General features: G+C 66.0%; 13 protein-coding genes. 6 read left to right on the forward strand and 7 right to left on the reverse strand.

What is annotated here, in order from left to right:
* Window position 1: 1 nt before the first annotated feature.
* Together CAPI_RS00080 and CAPI_RS00085 are read left to right on the forward strand one after the other, a co-directional pair.
* Window positions 2–2,257 (forward strand): heavy metal translocating P-type ATPase, encoded by a 2,256-nt coding sequence (locus CAPI_RS00080; RefSeq protein ID WP_018017235.1) that lies wholly within the window; start codon window positions 2–4, stop codon window positions 2,255–2,257.
* Complete coding sequence (locus CAPI_RS00085; protein WP_018017236.1) at window positions 2,254–2,553, forward strand: metal-sensitive transcriptional regulator; 300 nt, start codon at window positions 2,254–2,256, stop codon at window positions 2,551–2,553. Before CAPI_RS00080 ends, CAPI_RS00085 begins: the two co-directional genes overlap by 4 nt.
* Before the next feature lie 133 nt (window positions 2,554–2,686).
* Here the strand turns inward: CAPI_RS00085 and CAPI_RS00090 are convergent, their stop codons facing one another.
* The 3 genes from CAPI_RS00090 to CAPI_RS00100 all read right to left on the reverse strand — a co-directional run bounded on the left by CAPI_RS00090 (window position 2,687) and on the right by CAPI_RS00100 (window position 5,988).
* Complete coding sequence (locus CAPI_RS00090) at window positions 2,687–3,148, reverse strand: hypothetical protein (RefSeq protein WP_018017237.1); 462 nt, start codon at window positions 3,146–3,148, stop codon at window positions 2,687–2,689.
* A gap of 66 nt (window positions 3,149–3,214) precedes the next feature.
* Window positions 3,215–5,338, reverse strand: a complete 2,124-nt coding sequence (locus CAPI_RS00095; RefSeq protein WP_018017238.1) for a YhgE/Pip domain-containing protein — start codon at window positions 5,336–5,338, stop codon at window positions 3,215–3,217.
* Entirely contained in the window at window positions 5,335–5,988 is a 654-nt protein-coding gene (locus tag CAPI_RS00100) for a P-loop NTPase family protein (protein WP_018017239.1), read from the reverse strand. Before CAPI_RS00100 ends, CAPI_RS00095 begins: the two co-directional genes overlap by 4 nt.
* 80 nt (window positions 5,989–6,068) lie before the next feature.
* Between CAPI_RS00100 and CAPI_RS00105 the strand changes: the two genes are divergently transcribed.
* Window positions 6,069–6,644, forward strand: a complete 576-nt coding sequence (locus tag CAPI_RS00105; RefSeq protein ID WP_245531622.1) for a TetR/AcrR family transcriptional regulator — start codon at window positions 6,069–6,071, stop codon at window positions 6,642–6,644.
* On the opposite strand, the gene CAPI_RS00110 is transcribed toward CAPI_RS00105, so the two are convergent.
* On the reverse strand, window positions 6,641–7,285 hold the full coding sequence (locus CAPI_RS00110) for a hypothetical protein (protein WP_018017241.1): 645 nt from the start codon (window positions 7,283–7,285) through the stop codon (window positions 6,641–6,643). The genes CAPI_RS00105 and CAPI_RS00110 overlap by 4 nt on opposite strands.
* Before the next feature lie 244 nt (window positions 7,286–7,529).
* Between CAPI_RS00110 and CAPI_RS00115 the strand changes: the two genes are divergently transcribed.
* Both CAPI_RS00115 and metE read left to right on the forward strand, forming a co-directional pair.
* Window positions 7,530–8,486 (forward strand): methylenetetrahydrofolate reductase, encoded by a 957-nt coding sequence (locus tag CAPI_RS00115; RefSeq protein WP_018017242.1) that lies wholly within the window; start codon window positions 7,530–7,532, stop codon window positions 8,484–8,486.
* 11 nt (window positions 8,487–8,497) lie between these two features.
* A complete protein-coding gene (metE, locus tag CAPI_RS00120) occupies window positions 8,498–10,753 on the forward strand; it encodes a 5-methyltetrahydropteroyltriglutamate--homocysteine S-methyltransferase (RefSeq protein WP_018017243.1) in 2,256 nt (751 codons plus the stop codon).
* Window positions 10,754–10,805: 52 nt separating this feature from the next.
* Here metE and CAPI_RS00125 read toward each other — a convergent pair whose 3' ends face one another.
* Window positions 10,806–12,245: a lamin tail domain-containing protein gene (locus tag CAPI_RS00125; RefSeq protein WP_156806815.1), complete on the reverse strand. Its 1,440-nt coding sequence runs from the start codon at window positions 12,243–12,245 to the stop codon at window positions 10,806–10,808.
* On the opposite strand from CAPI_RS00125, the gene CAPI_RS00130 reads away from it, so the two are divergent.
* On the forward strand, window positions 12,244–12,768 hold the full coding sequence (locus tag CAPI_RS00130; protein WP_018017245.1) for a peptidylprolyl isomerase: 525 nt from the start codon (window positions 12,244–12,246) through the stop codon (window positions 12,766–12,768). The two genes, CAPI_RS00125 and CAPI_RS00130, sit on opposite strands and share 2 nt — an antisense overlap.
* Window positions 12,769–13,157: 389 nt before the next feature.
* Here CAPI_RS00130 and CAPI_RS00135 read toward each other — a convergent pair whose 3' ends face one another.
* Together CAPI_RS00135 and crgA are read right to left on the reverse strand one after the other, a co-directional pair.
* Window positions 13,158–14,534, reverse strand: a complete 1,377-nt coding sequence (locus tag CAPI_RS00135) for a hypothetical protein (protein WP_018017246.1) — start codon at window positions 14,532–14,534, stop codon at window positions 13,158–13,160.
* 149 nt (window positions 14,535–14,683) lie between these two features.
* Window positions 14,684–14,956, reverse strand: a complete 273-nt coding sequence (gene crgA / locus CAPI_RS00140) for a cell division protein CrgA (RefSeq protein WP_018017247.1) — start codon at window positions 14,954–14,956, stop codon at window positions 14,684–14,686.
* Window position 14,957: the final 1 nt, after the last annotated feature.

Consider the following 14,957-nt stretch of genomic DNA (forward strand, 5'->3'; position numbering starts at 1 on the left):
TATGCAGACGCTGCCGGCGGCACACACCGGAATTGACCTCGACATCAGCGGGATGACGTGCGCCTCGTGCGCGAACCGCATCGAGAGAAAGCTCAACAAGCTCGAAGGGGTGAGCGCGAGCGTCAACTACGCCACGGAGACCGCCCGGGTGTTCGCTCCCAGCGGGTACGACCCCCACCTGCTCATCACCGAAGTCGAAAAGGCCGGGTATTCCGCCAGCGTGGCGCGCGGGGAAGAAGAGGCCCCCGAGCCAAGCGAGACCCCAGACCCGCTGAAGAACCGGCTCGTCGGCTCCATCGTGCTTAGCGTGCCGGTCATCGCCATGGCGATGGTCCCCGCCTTCCAGTTCACATATTGGCAGTGGGCCTCCCTCACACTCGCCGCCCCCGTGGTCGTGTGGGCAGCGTGGCCGTTCCACCGGGCGGCCTGGGTCAACCTCCGCCACGGCGCGGCGACTATGGACACGCTCATCTCAATGGGCACGCTCGCAGCCTTTCTCTGGTCGCTCTACGCGCTCTTTTTCGGCACGGCTGGGGCACCCGGAATGAAACACACCTTCGAGCTGGGTCACTCCGACGGATCCGACAACATCTACCTCGAGGTCGCCGCGGGCGTGACCATGTTCATCCTCGCCGGCCGGTACTTCGAACATAGGGCGAAGCGCCAGGCGGGAGCGGCCCTGCGTAGCCTTCTCGAGCTCGGAGCGAAGGACGTGACGGTTCGCCACCACGGCGGGTCCGAGGTGCGCATCCCCGTTTCCCAGCTGCGAGTTGGCGACGAGTTCGTCGTCCGGCCGGGGGAGAAGATCGCCACTGACGGGGTGGTGGTGTCGGGTGCGTCGGCCGTCGATAAGTCAATGTTGACGGGGGAATCCGTGCCAGTGAGCGTCGCTGAGGGGGATGCCGTGTCAGGGGCGACCATCAACACGAGCGGGCTCCTCGTCGTGCGGGCGACTCGCGTCGGGGCGGACACGCAGCTGGCGCAGATGGCCGCGCTCGTCGCTGATGCGCAGGCGGGTAAGGCGAGCGTGCAGCGCCTCGCGGACAAAGTCTCCGGGGTGTTCGTGCCGGTTGTCATCGCCATCGCGGTTGCCGTGCTCCTCGCTTGGTTCGCGGCCGGTTACCCTGCCTCCAGCGCGTTCACGGCCGCCGTGGCCGTGCTGGTCATCGCCTGCCCCTGCGCGCTCGGGTTGGCAACTCCGACCGCATTGATGGTGGGAACCGGCCGCGGCGCCCAGCTGGGTGTGCTGATCAAGGGGCCGGAGGTGCTTGAATCTACGCGCCGCGTCGACACGATCCTGCTGGATAAGACGGGCACGGTCACAAGCGGGAGCATGACGCTTGTCGACGCCATCCCAGCGCCCGGGGTCGACCGCGCGGAGCTGCTGCGCTACGCGGGCGCTGTGGAAAGCGCCTCTGAGCACCCCATCGCGCGGGCGATCGCGCGCGGGGCGGAGCGCGAGCTGGGAACACTTCCGCAGCCATGTGGGTTCCGCAACATCGAAGGCAAGGGCGTCCGCGCCAGTGTCGACGGGGCGGAGGTTCTCCTCGGCCGGGGCGGCTTCCTCACCGAGGAGTCGGTAGATCTGCCCACCGCGGTCCGCGAGGCACAAGCGGCGGCGGAGGAGCGGGGCGAGACCGCGGTGGCCGTTGCCTGGGGAGGGGCAGCACGCGGCGTTCTCGTCGTCGCCGACACGGTCAAACCGACGAGCGCTGAGGCGGTTGAGCAGCTCACGCGCCTCGGCCTGTTACCCATCCTGCTCACGGGAGACAACGAGACAGTGGCCCGGCGGATCGCCACTGAGGTGGGGATCGAGCGCGTCATCGCGGGGGTCCTGCCGAAGGACAAAGCGGACGAGGTGAAGAGGCTGCAAAGCGAGGGGAAGGTCGTAGCGATGGTCGGCGACGGCGTCAACGACGCGCCGGCTCTCGCGCAGGCGGACCTCGGGCTCGCGATGGGAACAGGAACGGACGCTGCCATCGAGGCCTCCGATATCACGCTGGTCCGCGGGGATCTTCGCGCCGCCGCCGACGCGATCCGTCTCTCCCGCGCCACCTTGTCGACGATCAAAGTCAACCTGTTCTGGGCCTTTGCCTACAACGTTGCGGCTATCCCCTTAGCCGCGCTGGGAATGCTCAACCCGATGCTCGCCGGCGCCGCGATGGCGCTGTCCAGCCTCTTCGTGGTGGGCAACAGTCTCCGCCTCCGCCGTTTTAGAAGCGTCATCCCTCACTCTGCGAAAGGTCCGCACTCATGACCGACACCCTCCACCAGCACGGGTACATCAGCGACAAACAGGCGTACCTGCGGCGCATGAAGCGCATCGAGGGCCAAGCGCGTGGTATTTCCAAGATGATCGAGGAAGACACGTACTGCATCGACATCTTGACGCAGGTCAGCGCGCTCACCCGGGCGCTGCAGGGCGTTGCGACGGCCCTGCTGAATGACCACTTGAAGCACTGCGTCCTCGACGCTGCCAAGGCGGGCGGCGAGGAGGCGGAGGAGAAAATGCGGGAGGCGAGCCAGGCCATCGCCAGGCTCGTGCGCTCCTAGAGCTCCAACTCTGCTGCAGCTCTGCTGATGTTGTGGAGACCTGCTTTGCGACCAAGGCGCCAGGAGTATTGACCGCGCAGGGTCGACAAAGACCCCCCGGGTACGACCAGGGGGTACCAGAGGGAGGCCGTAGTTACTTCTTCGGCAGCGCGGCGAGGGCGGCGCCAATCCCGGCGAGCCAAGAATCCTTGGCCAAGGAGGTGCCGTCCTGGCTGGGGCGGATACCGTCGGACTCGGTCATCGCGTCGTTGGCAAAGTACATCGACAGCAGGCCACCGGAGAACCCGATCAAACCCAGGCCGACGAGGCGGTTGGGAACGAAGGGGAGAAGCAGCGCGGCACCGAGGCCGGTCTCGGCGGTGGCGAGCAGCTTGGCGAAGTTCTCCGCGTCCATTTCCTTCACAAAAGGCATGCCGGAGGCGGCCATGCCTTGCAGGAACTCGGCCGTCTGCTTGTCAGCCTTGAACTTGCCTAGACCCGAGTTGAGGATGAACAGGCCGGTAGGCACACGCAGTGCCGCGGAGGCGAAACCGAGGTCGGTCTTATCCTGCTTGGTGGATACGCCGGTGGGGATGAGCTTCAGGGGGTTGAACATGGGGGCTCCTTCGAGAGTTTTGATGATGTGTCAACATTCTACGCGGGGCCACGAGAATCGCAACCCCTAGACGGACAACTCCGGGTGGATGTCTTTACCCATGATGACGCGATGCTTAAAGTTGCCCAGCGCGGAGGCCACAATGCCTGCCGCTGCGAACGCCACCAACGCCAGGATAGCGGTAAAAAGGCGCGGGTCGTCGGCGCTCGCACCGAACATCGCGTGCCGCAGCAGATCCACGGAGAAACGCATCGGGTCGACGGCATGCACCCACTGGATGAACTTCGGCTGCACTTCGGGCGGGTACAAACCGTTGGAGGCCACGAGCTGCAACGACATCAGCGCCATCGTGAGCAACCGGCCCGTCGCGGCCCCGAAAATGACGTTGATGGCGCTGATCAAGGACATGAACGACCAGGACACGAGCAGGAGGGCGCCGAGCATGCGAAGCGGGTGCGCCGGCTCCACCCCAATGACGACAACCTGAACGAGCCACAGCAGCAACGCCTGGCCCGCGCCGAAGACGAAGGCGGGGAGAAGGGCCGTCAGCAGGGCACGCACCGGGTTCACTCCGGAGTCGACCGCGCGCCGGGACATCGGGCTGAGCACCATCGACAAAGCGAGGCCGCCGACCCACAGAGCCAGGGAGAGGAAGAAGGGCGACAACCCCTTGCCAAAGAACGTCAGGCCGTCTCCCGCTTGGTTTTGCACCACGGGCGTGGAGGCGGCGTTCGTCGCCGCGGTCAAGCGGTCACCCTCCCAGCGCGGCGCCTGTTGCGCGCCCTGACCGAGTTTGAGGGACAGTTCCCCGGCGCCGTCGTCAAGCTGAACAAGCCCATCGTTAAGCGTCCCGACCCCGACGACCAGCTGATCCGTGCCGGCCGCGAGCTTAGACGACCCGTCCGCCGCCGCGCGCGCTCCCACGACGAGCTGCGAGGAGCCATCCTTTAACTTGGCGACGCCAGCAACCAGCGTCCCCGACCCATCCTTCAGCAACCCCAGGCCCTGGGCGAGCTGCTGCGCACCGGCGGCTGCCTGGTCAATGCCCGAGCGGTACTGGGCTGTCGGGTCGTTGAGCTGGTCAGCGACCTGGTGGGCGCCGGACTGCAGCAGGAGGAGCTGGTTGACCACCTCCGGGTTGAGCGCGAAGGCCAGCTCGCTGCTGCCCAGCTGGGATTGGATGTTGCGGGCCTGGGCGATGAGGCCCTCGGTACCCGGGACCGGGGCGGCTTCGAGGCCCGCGATGACCTGGTCGATCGAGGCGTTGATGCTGTCCAGGGTGCGCTGCGCGACGTTGAGCTGGTCGGCTACCGACGCGATGCGGTCGACGCCCCCGGCGACCTGCGACGCGCCGCTGCCGAGCTGGTCGGTTCCGCCTTGGAGCTGTGTCATGCCGTCGGCAAGTTGGTTCGCGCCGTCTGCCGCGGAGTTGATGCCCGCGTCGAGCTGGTTTGCGCCGTCTTGGAGCTGGCCGATCCCGTTGTCGAGCTGGGTGGCACCATCGCTGAGCTGGCCGATTCCGCTGTCGAGCTGGTGGGCGCCGCTGTTGAGCTCGTTGGCACCATCGCTGAGCCGCTTTCCGCCGTCGGAGGCTTCCCCGGTCCCGTCGTTCAAGCGGGATGCGCCGTCGGCCGCCTGGTCGAGGCCATCGCCAAGCGTGTTGAAGCCCACGAAGAGCTGGTTGATCACATTCCCGCCGACGGTGTCCGAGATAACGTTGCTCATCACGACGGTCGCCTGGTTGCCCAGCATCGTCGGGATGAAACCGTTGGTCTCATTCAGGGTGACGTTGAGTTTCGCCTGGTGAGGATTGTCGGAGGAGACGGACGCCGCCGCCTGGGAGAAGTCGGTGGGAATCTCCACCCCTAGGTAGTAGGTCCCGTCCGCCACACCCTGGCGGGCCTCTTCAGCAGAGACGACGTGGAAGTCGAGAGGACGCTTCTCCAGCAGCTGCTGGGTCACCTGCTCCCCGGCGTTGAGGGGGGAGCCGTCTGGGCCCACGGCTCCCTCGTCAGAGTTGACCAGCGCGACGGGCATCTTGCTCAGGTTCCCCAGGGGGTCGTAGTAGGACCAGACAAAAAGACCGCCGAAGAGCAGCGGGAGGAGCACGATGACGAGCGCCGCGAGCGGCGGCAGCGTGCCGTGTCCGAACTTACGGAAGTTCGTGCCGAGGTGAGTACCAGAGATCACTTCGTGGCTCTCTTTCCGTGTGCGAGGTCGATGACGGCGTCTGCGATTCCGGCGTGGTCGGGATTCACGGAAGAGACCACCACAGGGATCAATTCGGAGAGGTCGTGGAGGTTTGCCAGCAACTCGTCGCGAAGCGAGATGCTGCGCAACTGGTCGGGGTCGTCGACGACGAGCAGGCGGGCGTCGCGCCGGGAGATGAGCGCGAGCACGACACGCAGCCGGAGGCGATCGAGGGCGTGGAGGTCGCCGACGGGTACGGCGGGGTCGAGGTCCGCGAGCCCAAGCGGTTCGAGCCAGGGCTCGACCAACCGGTGGCTCAGAATGTCCTTCGGCACGCGGGAGAAGAATGGCTGCGCCCACGCCACCTGTTCGCGAATGGCCTCGCGGACGCTGACGGAGCGCTCCAAGGAGTCGATCAGGGTCACGCCGGCGAGTGCCACGCTGCGGAAACGCTCCCGGGTGGTTTCGGCGTCACCAACCGCGATGGTTCCCGCGACCGGCTTGTAGCGCCCGGCGATGGCCATGCTCACGGTCGACGCGCCCGATTCGCGGGCGACTTTGAGCAGGGTGAGACCTGTGCCGGCGTCGAAGGTGTACGACGTGGCCCCTTTGGTGAGGGTGAGGTCGCGCACGGTGAGAAGTGGAGTCATAAAATCCCCATCGCTAAACGTAGGGTGGACTATCAGTTAACCAAGGGGTATTCTGCTCAGCTGATACCTGGATGTCAACAATGAAAGAGGGCAGCGTGCGGGCGGACGCGAGGCGGAAGCGTCAGCAGATCATCGAAGCGGCCACGGAACGCTTTCGCAGGCGATCGAGCTCCGAGACGACACTGGAAGGCATCGCCAAGGACGCCGGCGTCGGCATCGCCACACTGTACCGCCATTTTCCCTCCCGGGCTGACCTTCGGCTCGCGTGCGCGCTCAACTTCATCGACACCCTGCGGGGGTTTCTCGACGAGACGCTGGAGACATTCGACGATGACCCCGAAGCGCACTGGGAGGGGTTCGTCTGGCGCCTCGTCGACTACGGGGTGGGCGCCCTCGTCTGGGCGTTCGTCGACGGGCAATCCCAGGGCGTCGGGCCGGAGGTAACGGACAAACGCGACCAGTTCTTCGCGGACGTGGAAGTCCTGCTGGACAAGGCCAGCGACCACGGGCTTGTTAACCCCGCACTCGGCCCACTGGAGATGGCGTCTGAGCTGATAGTGGTGACGCGCCCGCAGGGGCAGCACATGGACCAGCTCTTCCCTGACGTGCAGAAAAGGCTGGTCGGGCACCTGCTCGCGGCGTGGCGACAGGCCTAGCTGCGCTGGTCCTTATCGAGGGTGTCGAGTGTGGTGAGCTGCTCCTCCAGGCTGGTCAGGAGCTCCTCGTCACGCTCGGCGGGTTCTTCCCCAAGCGGGCCCGCGGCGTGTCGCCCCGTGGCGCGGTCGTCCTCCGTCTTGGTGGAGTAGACCAGGGTCGCCCGCCCCGCTTCGTCGGTTTCCTCGCGTGGGGCTGCCGGCCGCGTGGGTAGGTCCGAGATGCCAGTGCTGCCCTTTTTGCTCAGGTAGGTATACGCGGCCCACGCGGCGCCGCCAGCTACGGCGAGAGCGGCGAGGACACCGAGTGCGCCGAACCCCCTCTTCTTACCTTTCGCTTCCTTCTTCAGGGCCGCGCGCCGGGCGGCGCGGTCGGGCGCCGTGGCGGTGAATGCGGCGCGCCGGCGGTCTAACCGGTCGTGCGCGGCGCGCGTGACATCGCCGGCCTGAGCGCGGGCGGCACCGTAGAGCTCCTCCAGCTCGGGGAGGCTGGCAACGCCGTGAACGCGGTCAATGTTGTTGTCCTTGATCGCGCCGATGATGGCGTCGTAGATGTCGCGCTGCTTTTCGTCGTCAAGCTTGCGGACGTAGTTGTAGGCGGACTTCGCGCCCTTGAGGGCCAGGTTTGCGGTGGTGAGGTTCATCGTCGCTCCTCGGGTGGTTGATGGGGGACCGTGGGCACCAGCCTAGCCGATGTGAGCGTTTCGCTAATGGACAGAGCGGTTCATTTATATTCATCGCTCGCAACGCGGTGAGCTGCGGGAACGTACCTGCGTTCGGTTGGACCGTTGTCCACGCAAAGCTTCCCGGCTTAAGTTTCATAACCAACGTTGATCTGTAAGCGCCGAGCCCGGCCCGGAAAAACCGCACGACGAAAGGCTAATTCTCTTGCGTGGGAACTACCCTTCGACGCGGCTTTCTGCCTCCGCTCCGCTAGATCGCCTCGACGAAGACACCAACCGCACCCGGCCCAGCGCGCGCCGCGCGCGGACTGCTCTGAGCTTTGAGCTTATCCCGCCCCGCCACGATGCGGACTTCGCGCTCCTCGACGACCTCGTCACCGGCCTCGCCCTCTACCGCCCAGACTACATCGCGGTGACGTCTTCGCGCCGCTCCGATTGGCTCGCGGGAACGGCGGCGCTGATCTCGCGGGTGGCCCAGACGTCCGACCTGCGGCCCATCGCCCACCTGGCGTGCTCCGCTGGCACCCGCGCCGAACTCACGGGGTGGATTCGCACACTTATCGACGCCGGCGTGCGCGGCTTCCTCGCCCTGCGCGGTGATCTTCCCCCGGGCGAGACCCAGCTTCCCGAGGGGTACCTGCAGCATGCGACGGACCTGCTCAACCTCATCCACGAGGTGGAGGAAGAAGAGGAGTTCCGCCTGGCGGCGGGAAAGCTCGCCCTGTCCGTGGCGTGCTACCCCTCGGGCCACGCCGAGTCCAGGAACGAGGACGAGGACCTCGACGTGTTGCTGGCTAAGCAGCGCCTCGGCGCCGACTTCGCCATCACGCAGCTCTTTTTCGAGGCGGATGACTACCTGAGCTTCGTCGAAAAGTCCCGCCTCGCCGGCGTACGCATTCCCCTGATCCCGGGCATCATGCCTATGACCAGCCTGAAACGGGTTGAGCGCATGGGCGTGCTGTCCGGGATCACGGTTCCCGACCACGTGACCGCCCGGTTCGCCGCAGCCAGCGGGCCCGAGGAGGAGTACGAGGCGGGCATGGCGGCCACCGCCGAGCTCGCCCGCGCAATCCTCGACGCCGGAACGGGCGGCCTGCACATCTACACCCACAACAACTTGGCGGTGACGCAGGACCTGCTGCGCCGCATCGATATTTCCTGAAAGGACCCTTCATGACCACGACTTTCCCCGCGGCCACGATCGAGGGCTACCCGCGTATTGGCGCGAACCGCGAGCTCAAGCGAGCGTTGGAGTCCTACTGGGCGGGGCGGATCGACGCTGAGACGTTCCGCTCCACGACCCGGGCCCTGCGCATCGACACCTATAATCACCTGCGCGACCTCGGCCTGGCGGAGGACTACGCCATCCCCGCTGACGTCGCCTACTACGACCACGTGCTGGAAACCGCGTTGACCGTTGGCTTGATCGCGGGTGGCACGGACCTTGACGAGGAGTTTGCCCTCGCCCGCGGCACCGCCACGCGGGTACCGCTGGAAATGACGAAGTGGTTTGACACCAACTACCACTACCTCGTCCCCGAGGTGTCCGCCGGTCAAGACATCACCGCGGCCCCGGAACGGATCCTGCGCCTAGTGGAGGAGGCCGCCGGCGCGGGGCACACCGTGCGCCCCTATCTGGTCGGCCCGGTAACGCTTCTTGCCCTGGCCAAGCCTGTTGAGTGGTCCCTACTCCCGGCGCTAGTCGAGTCCTACGCCGCAGTGTTCTCGGCGCTCAAAGCCGCTGGCGTGGAATGGGTGCAGGTGGCTGAGCCCGCGGTCGTGGCCGACCTCACCACCCCGGACGCGGAGATCGCCCGCCACCTGGAGACCGCCTGGTCCGAGCTCCTGGCCAGCGAGGACCGCCCCTCGGTGTACCTGACCACCCCCTACGGCGCCGCGCGCGAAGCCCTCCCGGTGCTGGGCCGCCTCGCGCCCGAGGCCCTGCACGTCGACCTCTCTCCCTGGACCCTCGCCGCTGCCCCCGACTATCCGCAGCGCGTCGCCGACGCCATCCCAGCCAGCACCCACCTCGTTGCAGGACTTATCGACGGCCGCAACGTCTGGGCCGCAAACCTCCGGGAGCGTACAGACGTCCTGCAGTCTTTGGGGCGCACTGCATCCTCCGTGTCCACCTCCACCTCCCTCCAGCACGTTCCGCACTCCCTGAACGTGGAAAAGAACCTGCCCATCGACGCCGCGAACTGGCTCTCCTTCGCCGACGAAAAGGTCGGCGAGGTCCTCGCGCTGGTCGTAGGCCCGGACGCCGCCGCCGAGGCGTTTGCCCGCTCGGACCGCGCCGTGCGCACCCGGGCGGAGTCGGAGCGCATTCACAATGCGGAGGTGGCGCAGCGCGTCGAGAAGCTTCCTGCCGGTCGCGTCACGCGAGCCCCCGATTTCACCGAGCGCAAGCGCGTCCAAGGCGAGGCGCTGGGGCTGCCCGACCTGCCGACCACGACGATCGGCTCCTTCCCGCAGACCCCGGAGATCCGCAAGGCGCGCGCCGACCACAAGGCCGGCCAGCTCACCGACGAGCAATACACCGAGGCGCTGCGCGCGGAGATCAAAAACGTTATTGAGCTGCAGGAAGAGATCGGCCTCGATGTCCTCGTGCACGGCGAAGCCGAGCGCAACGACATGGTGCAGTACTTCGCCGAGCTTCTTGACGGCTTCGTCGTCACCGAAAACGGCTGGGTCCAGTCCTACGGTTCGCGCTGCACCCGCCCGCCGATCGTCGTCGGCGACGTCTCCCGCCCCCGCCCGATGACGGTGGAGTGGGCCACCTATGCCCAGTCCCTCTCTGACCGTCCGGTGAAAGGCATGCTCACGGGGCCGGTGACCATTCTCGCGTGGTCTTTCAAGCGCGACGACGTGCCCCTGTCCGTCTCCGCGGACCAGATCGCGCTCGCTCTTGCCGACGAAGTCCGCGACCTCGAAGATGCCGGCATCAAGGTCATCCAGATCGACGAACCCGCCTTGCGCGAGCTTCTCCCTCTGCGCGCCAACGACCGGCGGGCCTACCTGGACTGGGCCGTCCGCGCCTTCCGCTTGGTCGCGCTGCAGGCTCGGCCCGAGACGCAGATCCACACCCACCTCTGCTACTCAGAATTCGGCCAAATCATCGACGCCGTCGCAGGTCTCGACGCCGACGTGACATCGATCGAAGCCGCACGCTCGCGGATGGAGCTGCTGGAGGACATCGACGACACCTTCCACTCCGAAATCGGCCCCGGCATCTGGGACATTCACTCCCCGCGCGTGCCGTCGACGGAGGAGATCTCCCAGCTCATCCGCGCTGCCCTCGAGAACGTGCCGGCGAACCGGCTCTGGGTCAACCCGGACTGCGGCTTGAAGACCCGCGGTTACGCCGAAGTCGAGCCCTCGCTGCGCAACCTGGTCGCCGCGCGCGACGAGGTTGCTGCGGGGCTTTAGTTGCTCTACTTTGCCCGCGCGACCCTGGCGTGAAAGTAGAGCAACGCGGACACTAGAAGCTGCTCAGGGAGCTCAGTGCCGCAGAGCACGACGTGCTCGTTTCGCGCGCTCCCTGGCGCAGGGCAACTCCGCCCGTGTACGCGTCGTCGGCCCAGACGAATGTTTCGCGCGTGGTCTTCGAGCCGTTGACGCACGCGGACTCCGTCGTGCGGGAAGCGAAGCCCTCGTTGGCCACGTTGTTCATCGCGGCCGGGCGCGCCTGGATTTCGGATGCGGCGGTGAACTCCGTGCCGTTGAAGGAGACGAGCTGGGACTGACCGTCGCAGGCTTCGTCGCAAAGAATGCGCAGCTGAGCGTCCTGCGGGCGGTAATCCAGGGCCATGACGCCGGCGAAGGGGGAGTCGTAGCGCTGCTTGAGCTCGGCGGTCTCACCCAGGCTGACAAAGAGAACGTCCCCGGTGCCCTCGACGCCGACGGCGAAAACGCCGCCCCACGCGCCGGGAACGTAGTCGACTGCTTCGAGGCCGGCGTTCGCGCCGACGGACCCCACCAGGTCGGAGAGGTTAAACTCCTGGCTCGCGGCGAGCTCGTCGGTTGCCTCGTCCGGCGTAAACGTCAGGATCGACGGCCGGGAGGTGCTCTTCGCAGCGTTGTTGCGCTCGGTGGCCACGTAGATCCGCCCGTCGGGACCCACTGCCACCCCCTCGGCATCGGGTTTGCCGGGGCCGTCCGCGTAATGCAGCGTCCATTTCTTCTCGACGCCCCACCGCTGCCCCGATTCAGCGAGCTTGAGCAGGGAGCCGTCACCGTTGTTGACTACCCAGAGGTTTCCCGCGTCGTCGAAGTCGAGGCCCGAGAAGTCCTCCGAGGCTAGGCCGTCGACGTGGAGGTCGGTGATGTCCATTGGGTCGAAGGGCCACGCCTCGGCGGTCGTCGCGGGCGTGTCACCGCCCGGGTTGCGTGTGCCGCGGCTCGGCTCGGCGGTGCCCGTGAACTCGCCGGTCGTGTCGGGCACGCGGCCCCAGGTGGTGGACGCGTGGGCCTGCCAGGAGGTGGAGTCGGCGAGGGCGCCGGTGGCGTCGAAAAGCCGAACTGCGTCGTTGCTGCCTAGCCCGAACCCGCCGTCGGTGTCCGTGTACACGGCGAGGTAGCCGCCCGATTCGATGGTGGTGCCAGCGGGGAAGGTGATGGGCGTGTGCGTATCGTCATTGTCGAGGATAGACCAGCCGGAGATGTCAATGCTGTTGTTCTTATCGGTGTTGGCCAGCTCGACCCAGTCTCCGACGGCGTCGCCGTTGGACTCGACTTCGTTGATCACGACGGGGCCGGTCGCCGCGTGGGCGACAGGGTTGACTGCGTAGGAAAAAGTGAGGGACAACGCCAGGCAGGCGGCTTTTGTTACATGCATGCCGTGACGGTAGCGCCGGGGCATGAACTCTTGCCGACGCCGCCGTGACACGAGCATGAACATCATCACTAGGATTGGCCGCATGACTCAAAAGACTGAGACTGCTGTTCTGCACACGAACCACGGCGACATTCGCATCGACCTCTTCGGCAACCACGCGCCGAAGACCGTGGAGAACTTCACCGGCCTGGCCACCGGTGGAGCCGACTACTCCACCAAGAACGCCGGCGGAACGACCGAGGGCCCGTTTTACGACGGGGCGATCTTCCACCGCATCATCTCCGGTTTCATGATCCAAGGCGGTGACCCGACCGGTACCGGTACCGGCGGCCCGGGTTACCAGTTCGCCGACGAGTTCCACCCGGAGCTCCAGTTCGACCGCCCGTTCCTGCTGGCCATGGCTAATGCTGGCCCGGGCACGAACGGCTCGCAGTTCTTCATCACCGTGGCGCCGACCCCGCACCTGAACAACCGACACACCATCTTCGGCGAGGTCACCGACCCCGAATCCCAGAAGGTTGTGGAGGAGATCTCGAACGTCCGCACCGGCCGCATGGACCGCCCGGTTGACGACGTCATCATCGAGTCCATTGACATCGAGAAGTAATTCGCAAGCTCCTCACTCCCCGCGGTTGAACCGGCGGGGAGTTTTTCATGCGCTGTGGAGTCCTGTTCACGGGTTTGTCCCCAGGGTGGCTTGTACACAACAGGTGTGGAAACTGTGGATAACTACAGCCGTGTGATTAGTGAACAGAGGTCCGAAAGCCCGCCCTCGTGCCGGGCAATTCGAGGATGTAGGTGGGATCCCATTCGCACTCCTCCGAATAGTGCACAGAGTTATCCACAGGCGGGGATAAGTGCTGTTTCCACACCGTTATCCACCGCTGTGGATAAGTTCCTCTCGTCCCCCACAACTCCGACGGGTCACAAGAAGGGGGGAAATGCCACAACGCCGGCCCCCCCGCGCGGGGAGCCGGCGTTATATAGCGGGGAGGCCTAGAACAGACCCGGGTTGGGGCGGCCGAAGTCGGTAACGGTGTGCTGGCGGGAGTCGACGTTCTGGTCGTTGTTGTCGGAGGTGTCGCCTGCGATGCGGCCGACCTGGGTGACCGTCATGTAGTTCTTCAGGCGGCCCTCGGAGGTGTTGCCGTCGCCGAAGCTGAAGGCCCCAAGGAAGAGGTCGTCACCTGCGTTGACCGGGTTGGACAGGGTGACTTCAAAGATGCGGGCGTTGGTGTCGAAGTTGTAGCCCAGGTCGCGCACGTAGGAGCCGTGGGCGCCGTAGGCGGTGATCAGGCGGTCAACACCCTGGGGGCCCTCCGCGGTCTTGATCTCCACGCGGAAGGAGACCACGGGGAACTCGGCCCAGTAGCGCTGGGTGCCGTTGTTCTTCACGCGCAGCGCGACCGAGCCGGCGAAACCGGGGTGCTTGGCGCCGGACGTCGTGAAGTAGGGCTCAAGGTCAAGCTTGGGGGCGGTGCTGTCCGCCGCGAGGGTCTTCACGGTCTTCTCGGCAGCAGCGTCGGCCTTGAAGGAATCGTCGCGGTTGGAGACGTCGGCGGCCTTGTCGTCGGGGACGGGGGTGACGTCGTTAAGCGACTCGCCCTTCGTGGCCTCCTCGACGTCCGCGCTGTAGGAGGTGTTCGGGATCTCCTTGGTCTCGGTGACCTGCGCGCCCTTGTTCGGGGCCCACGAACCGGCCGGGGTGGCGTAGTTCTTCACGCGCACCTCGTTCTTGATGGGCATGTTGGCAATCCACGCGGTCGGGGTTGCCCAGGTGCCATTCGGGCGGCAGCGCTGCTGGGTGCCGGTCATGGTGATGGTGCGGAAGCCGTAGGTCGCCTCCCCGGTGTTGCCAGCCGGGACCTCGTAGGGGCCGATCTTCTGGCCAACGGTCCACGACAGAGAGCCGGAAACGCTGAAGCCCAGCGACTTGGCCAGGGCGTAGCCGATGCTGCCCTGCAGGCCGTCCTTCGAGCCTGAGCCGCCGATGTTGAGGGTCTCCGTCTTGGAGCCGTTGATGGAGGCGCTCACCGACGCGGTGCGGGCGAGGTCCTGGGTGAGGTTGACGGGCTTGTCGGAAAGGTTCGTCGTGGAGATCGTGCCGACCGGCAGGAAGTTGTCCGTCACCTTGTACACGACCGTGCGGTAGTCCTCGGTGGAGTTGCACACCGGGTGGGGGTTGAGGATGTTGGCCTTGAGGTGGTCGCTGCCGCGGTAGGTGTGGATGATCGGCAGTGCGGAATTCGTGGCCGGGGTCTCCGGCTGGGACTCCTCGTTCGTCTGCGCGATCGCGTGAGGGGAGGCGGGTGCTGCGAGCGCCACAGCGGCGAGGAGGGTAGCGGCCGTACGGCCGAAACGGCTGAGTGACATATCCGGACCTTTCTCAGGAGGGAAGCGGGAATTGGTTCGCACAAAAACGTACGACCGCCTGAGAGGGGGTTCAACGGATTCTGGGTAACTCGGTACTTTCGTTCCCAATCGTGGTACTTTAGTACCCAATGTTGCCGCAGCGGTTGACGTTAGCGCCAGCCCATGGTCATCAGCAGGCCGAGGACGAGGCCGGAGAAACCGACGAGGTAGTTCCACGGGCCCAGGTCCATCATGAGCGGGATTTTGTCACCGGCAACATAGAAGACGATCAGCCAGGCCAGGCCCAGGACCATCAGTCCAAACATGAGAATCTTGTACCAGAGGGGCGTGCCACCTGTGTTGATCTTGACGGGGGTGCGCGACGCCGCCGTCTCGGTGGCGGGAGCCGGGCGGTAGTCCTTTGAAACCTTTGCCTTTGGCATG

It is taken from the genome of Corynebacterium capitovis DSM 44611, assembly GCF_030440535.1.
In the GTDB taxonomy this organism is placed as follows: Bacteria; Actinomycetota; Actinomycetes; order Mycobacteriales; family Mycobacteriaceae; genus Corynebacterium; species Corynebacterium capitovis.

What these genes read in the sequence shown, in the direction of transcription:
- CAPI_RS00080 (WP_018017235.1), top strand. Translation starts at nt 2, where the DNA reads ATGCAGACGCTGCCGGCGGCACACACCGGAATTGACCTCGACATCAGC.
- CAPI_RS00085 (WP_018017236.1), top strand. Translation starts at nt 2,254, where the DNA reads ATGACCGACACCCTCCACCAGCACGGGTACATCAGCGACAAACAGGCG.
- CAPI_RS00090 (WP_018017237.1), bottom strand. Translation starts at nt 3,148, where the DNA reads ATGTTCAACCCCCTGAAGCTCATCCCCACCGGCGTATCCACCAAGCAG.
- CAPI_RS00100 (WP_018017239.1), bottom strand. Translation starts at nt 5,988, where the DNA reads ATGACTCCACTTCTCACCGTGCGCGACCTCACCCTCACCAAAGGGGCC.
- CAPI_RS00105 (WP_245531622.1), top strand. Translation starts at nt 6,069, where the DNA reads ATGAAAGAGGGCAGCGTGCGGGCGGACGCGAGGCGGAAGCGTCAGCAG.
- CAPI_RS00110 (WP_018017241.1), bottom strand. Translation starts at nt 7,285, where the DNA reads ATGAACCTCACCACCGCAAACCTGGCCCTCAAGGGCGCGAAGTCCGCC.
- metE (WP_018017243.1), top strand. Translation starts at nt 8,498, where the DNA reads ATGACCACGACTTTCCCCGCGGCCACGATCGAGGGCTACCCGCGTATT.
- CAPI_RS00130 (WP_018017245.1), top strand. Translation starts at nt 12,244, where the DNA reads ATGACTCAAAAGACTGAGACTGCTGTTCTGCACACGAACCACGGCGAC.
- CAPI_RS00125 (WP_156806815.1), bottom strand. Translation starts at nt 12,245, where the DNA reads ATGCGGCCAATCCTAGTGATGATGTTCATGCTCGTGTCACGGCGGCGT.
- CAPI_RS00135 (WP_018017246.1), bottom strand. Translation starts at nt 14,534, where the DNA reads ATGTCACTCAGCCGTTTCGGCCGTACGGCCGCTACCCTCCTCGCCGCT.
- crgA (WP_018017247.1), bottom strand. Translation starts at nt 14,956, where the DNA reads ATGCCAAAGGCAAAGGTTTCAAAGGACTACCGCCCGGCTCCCGCCACC.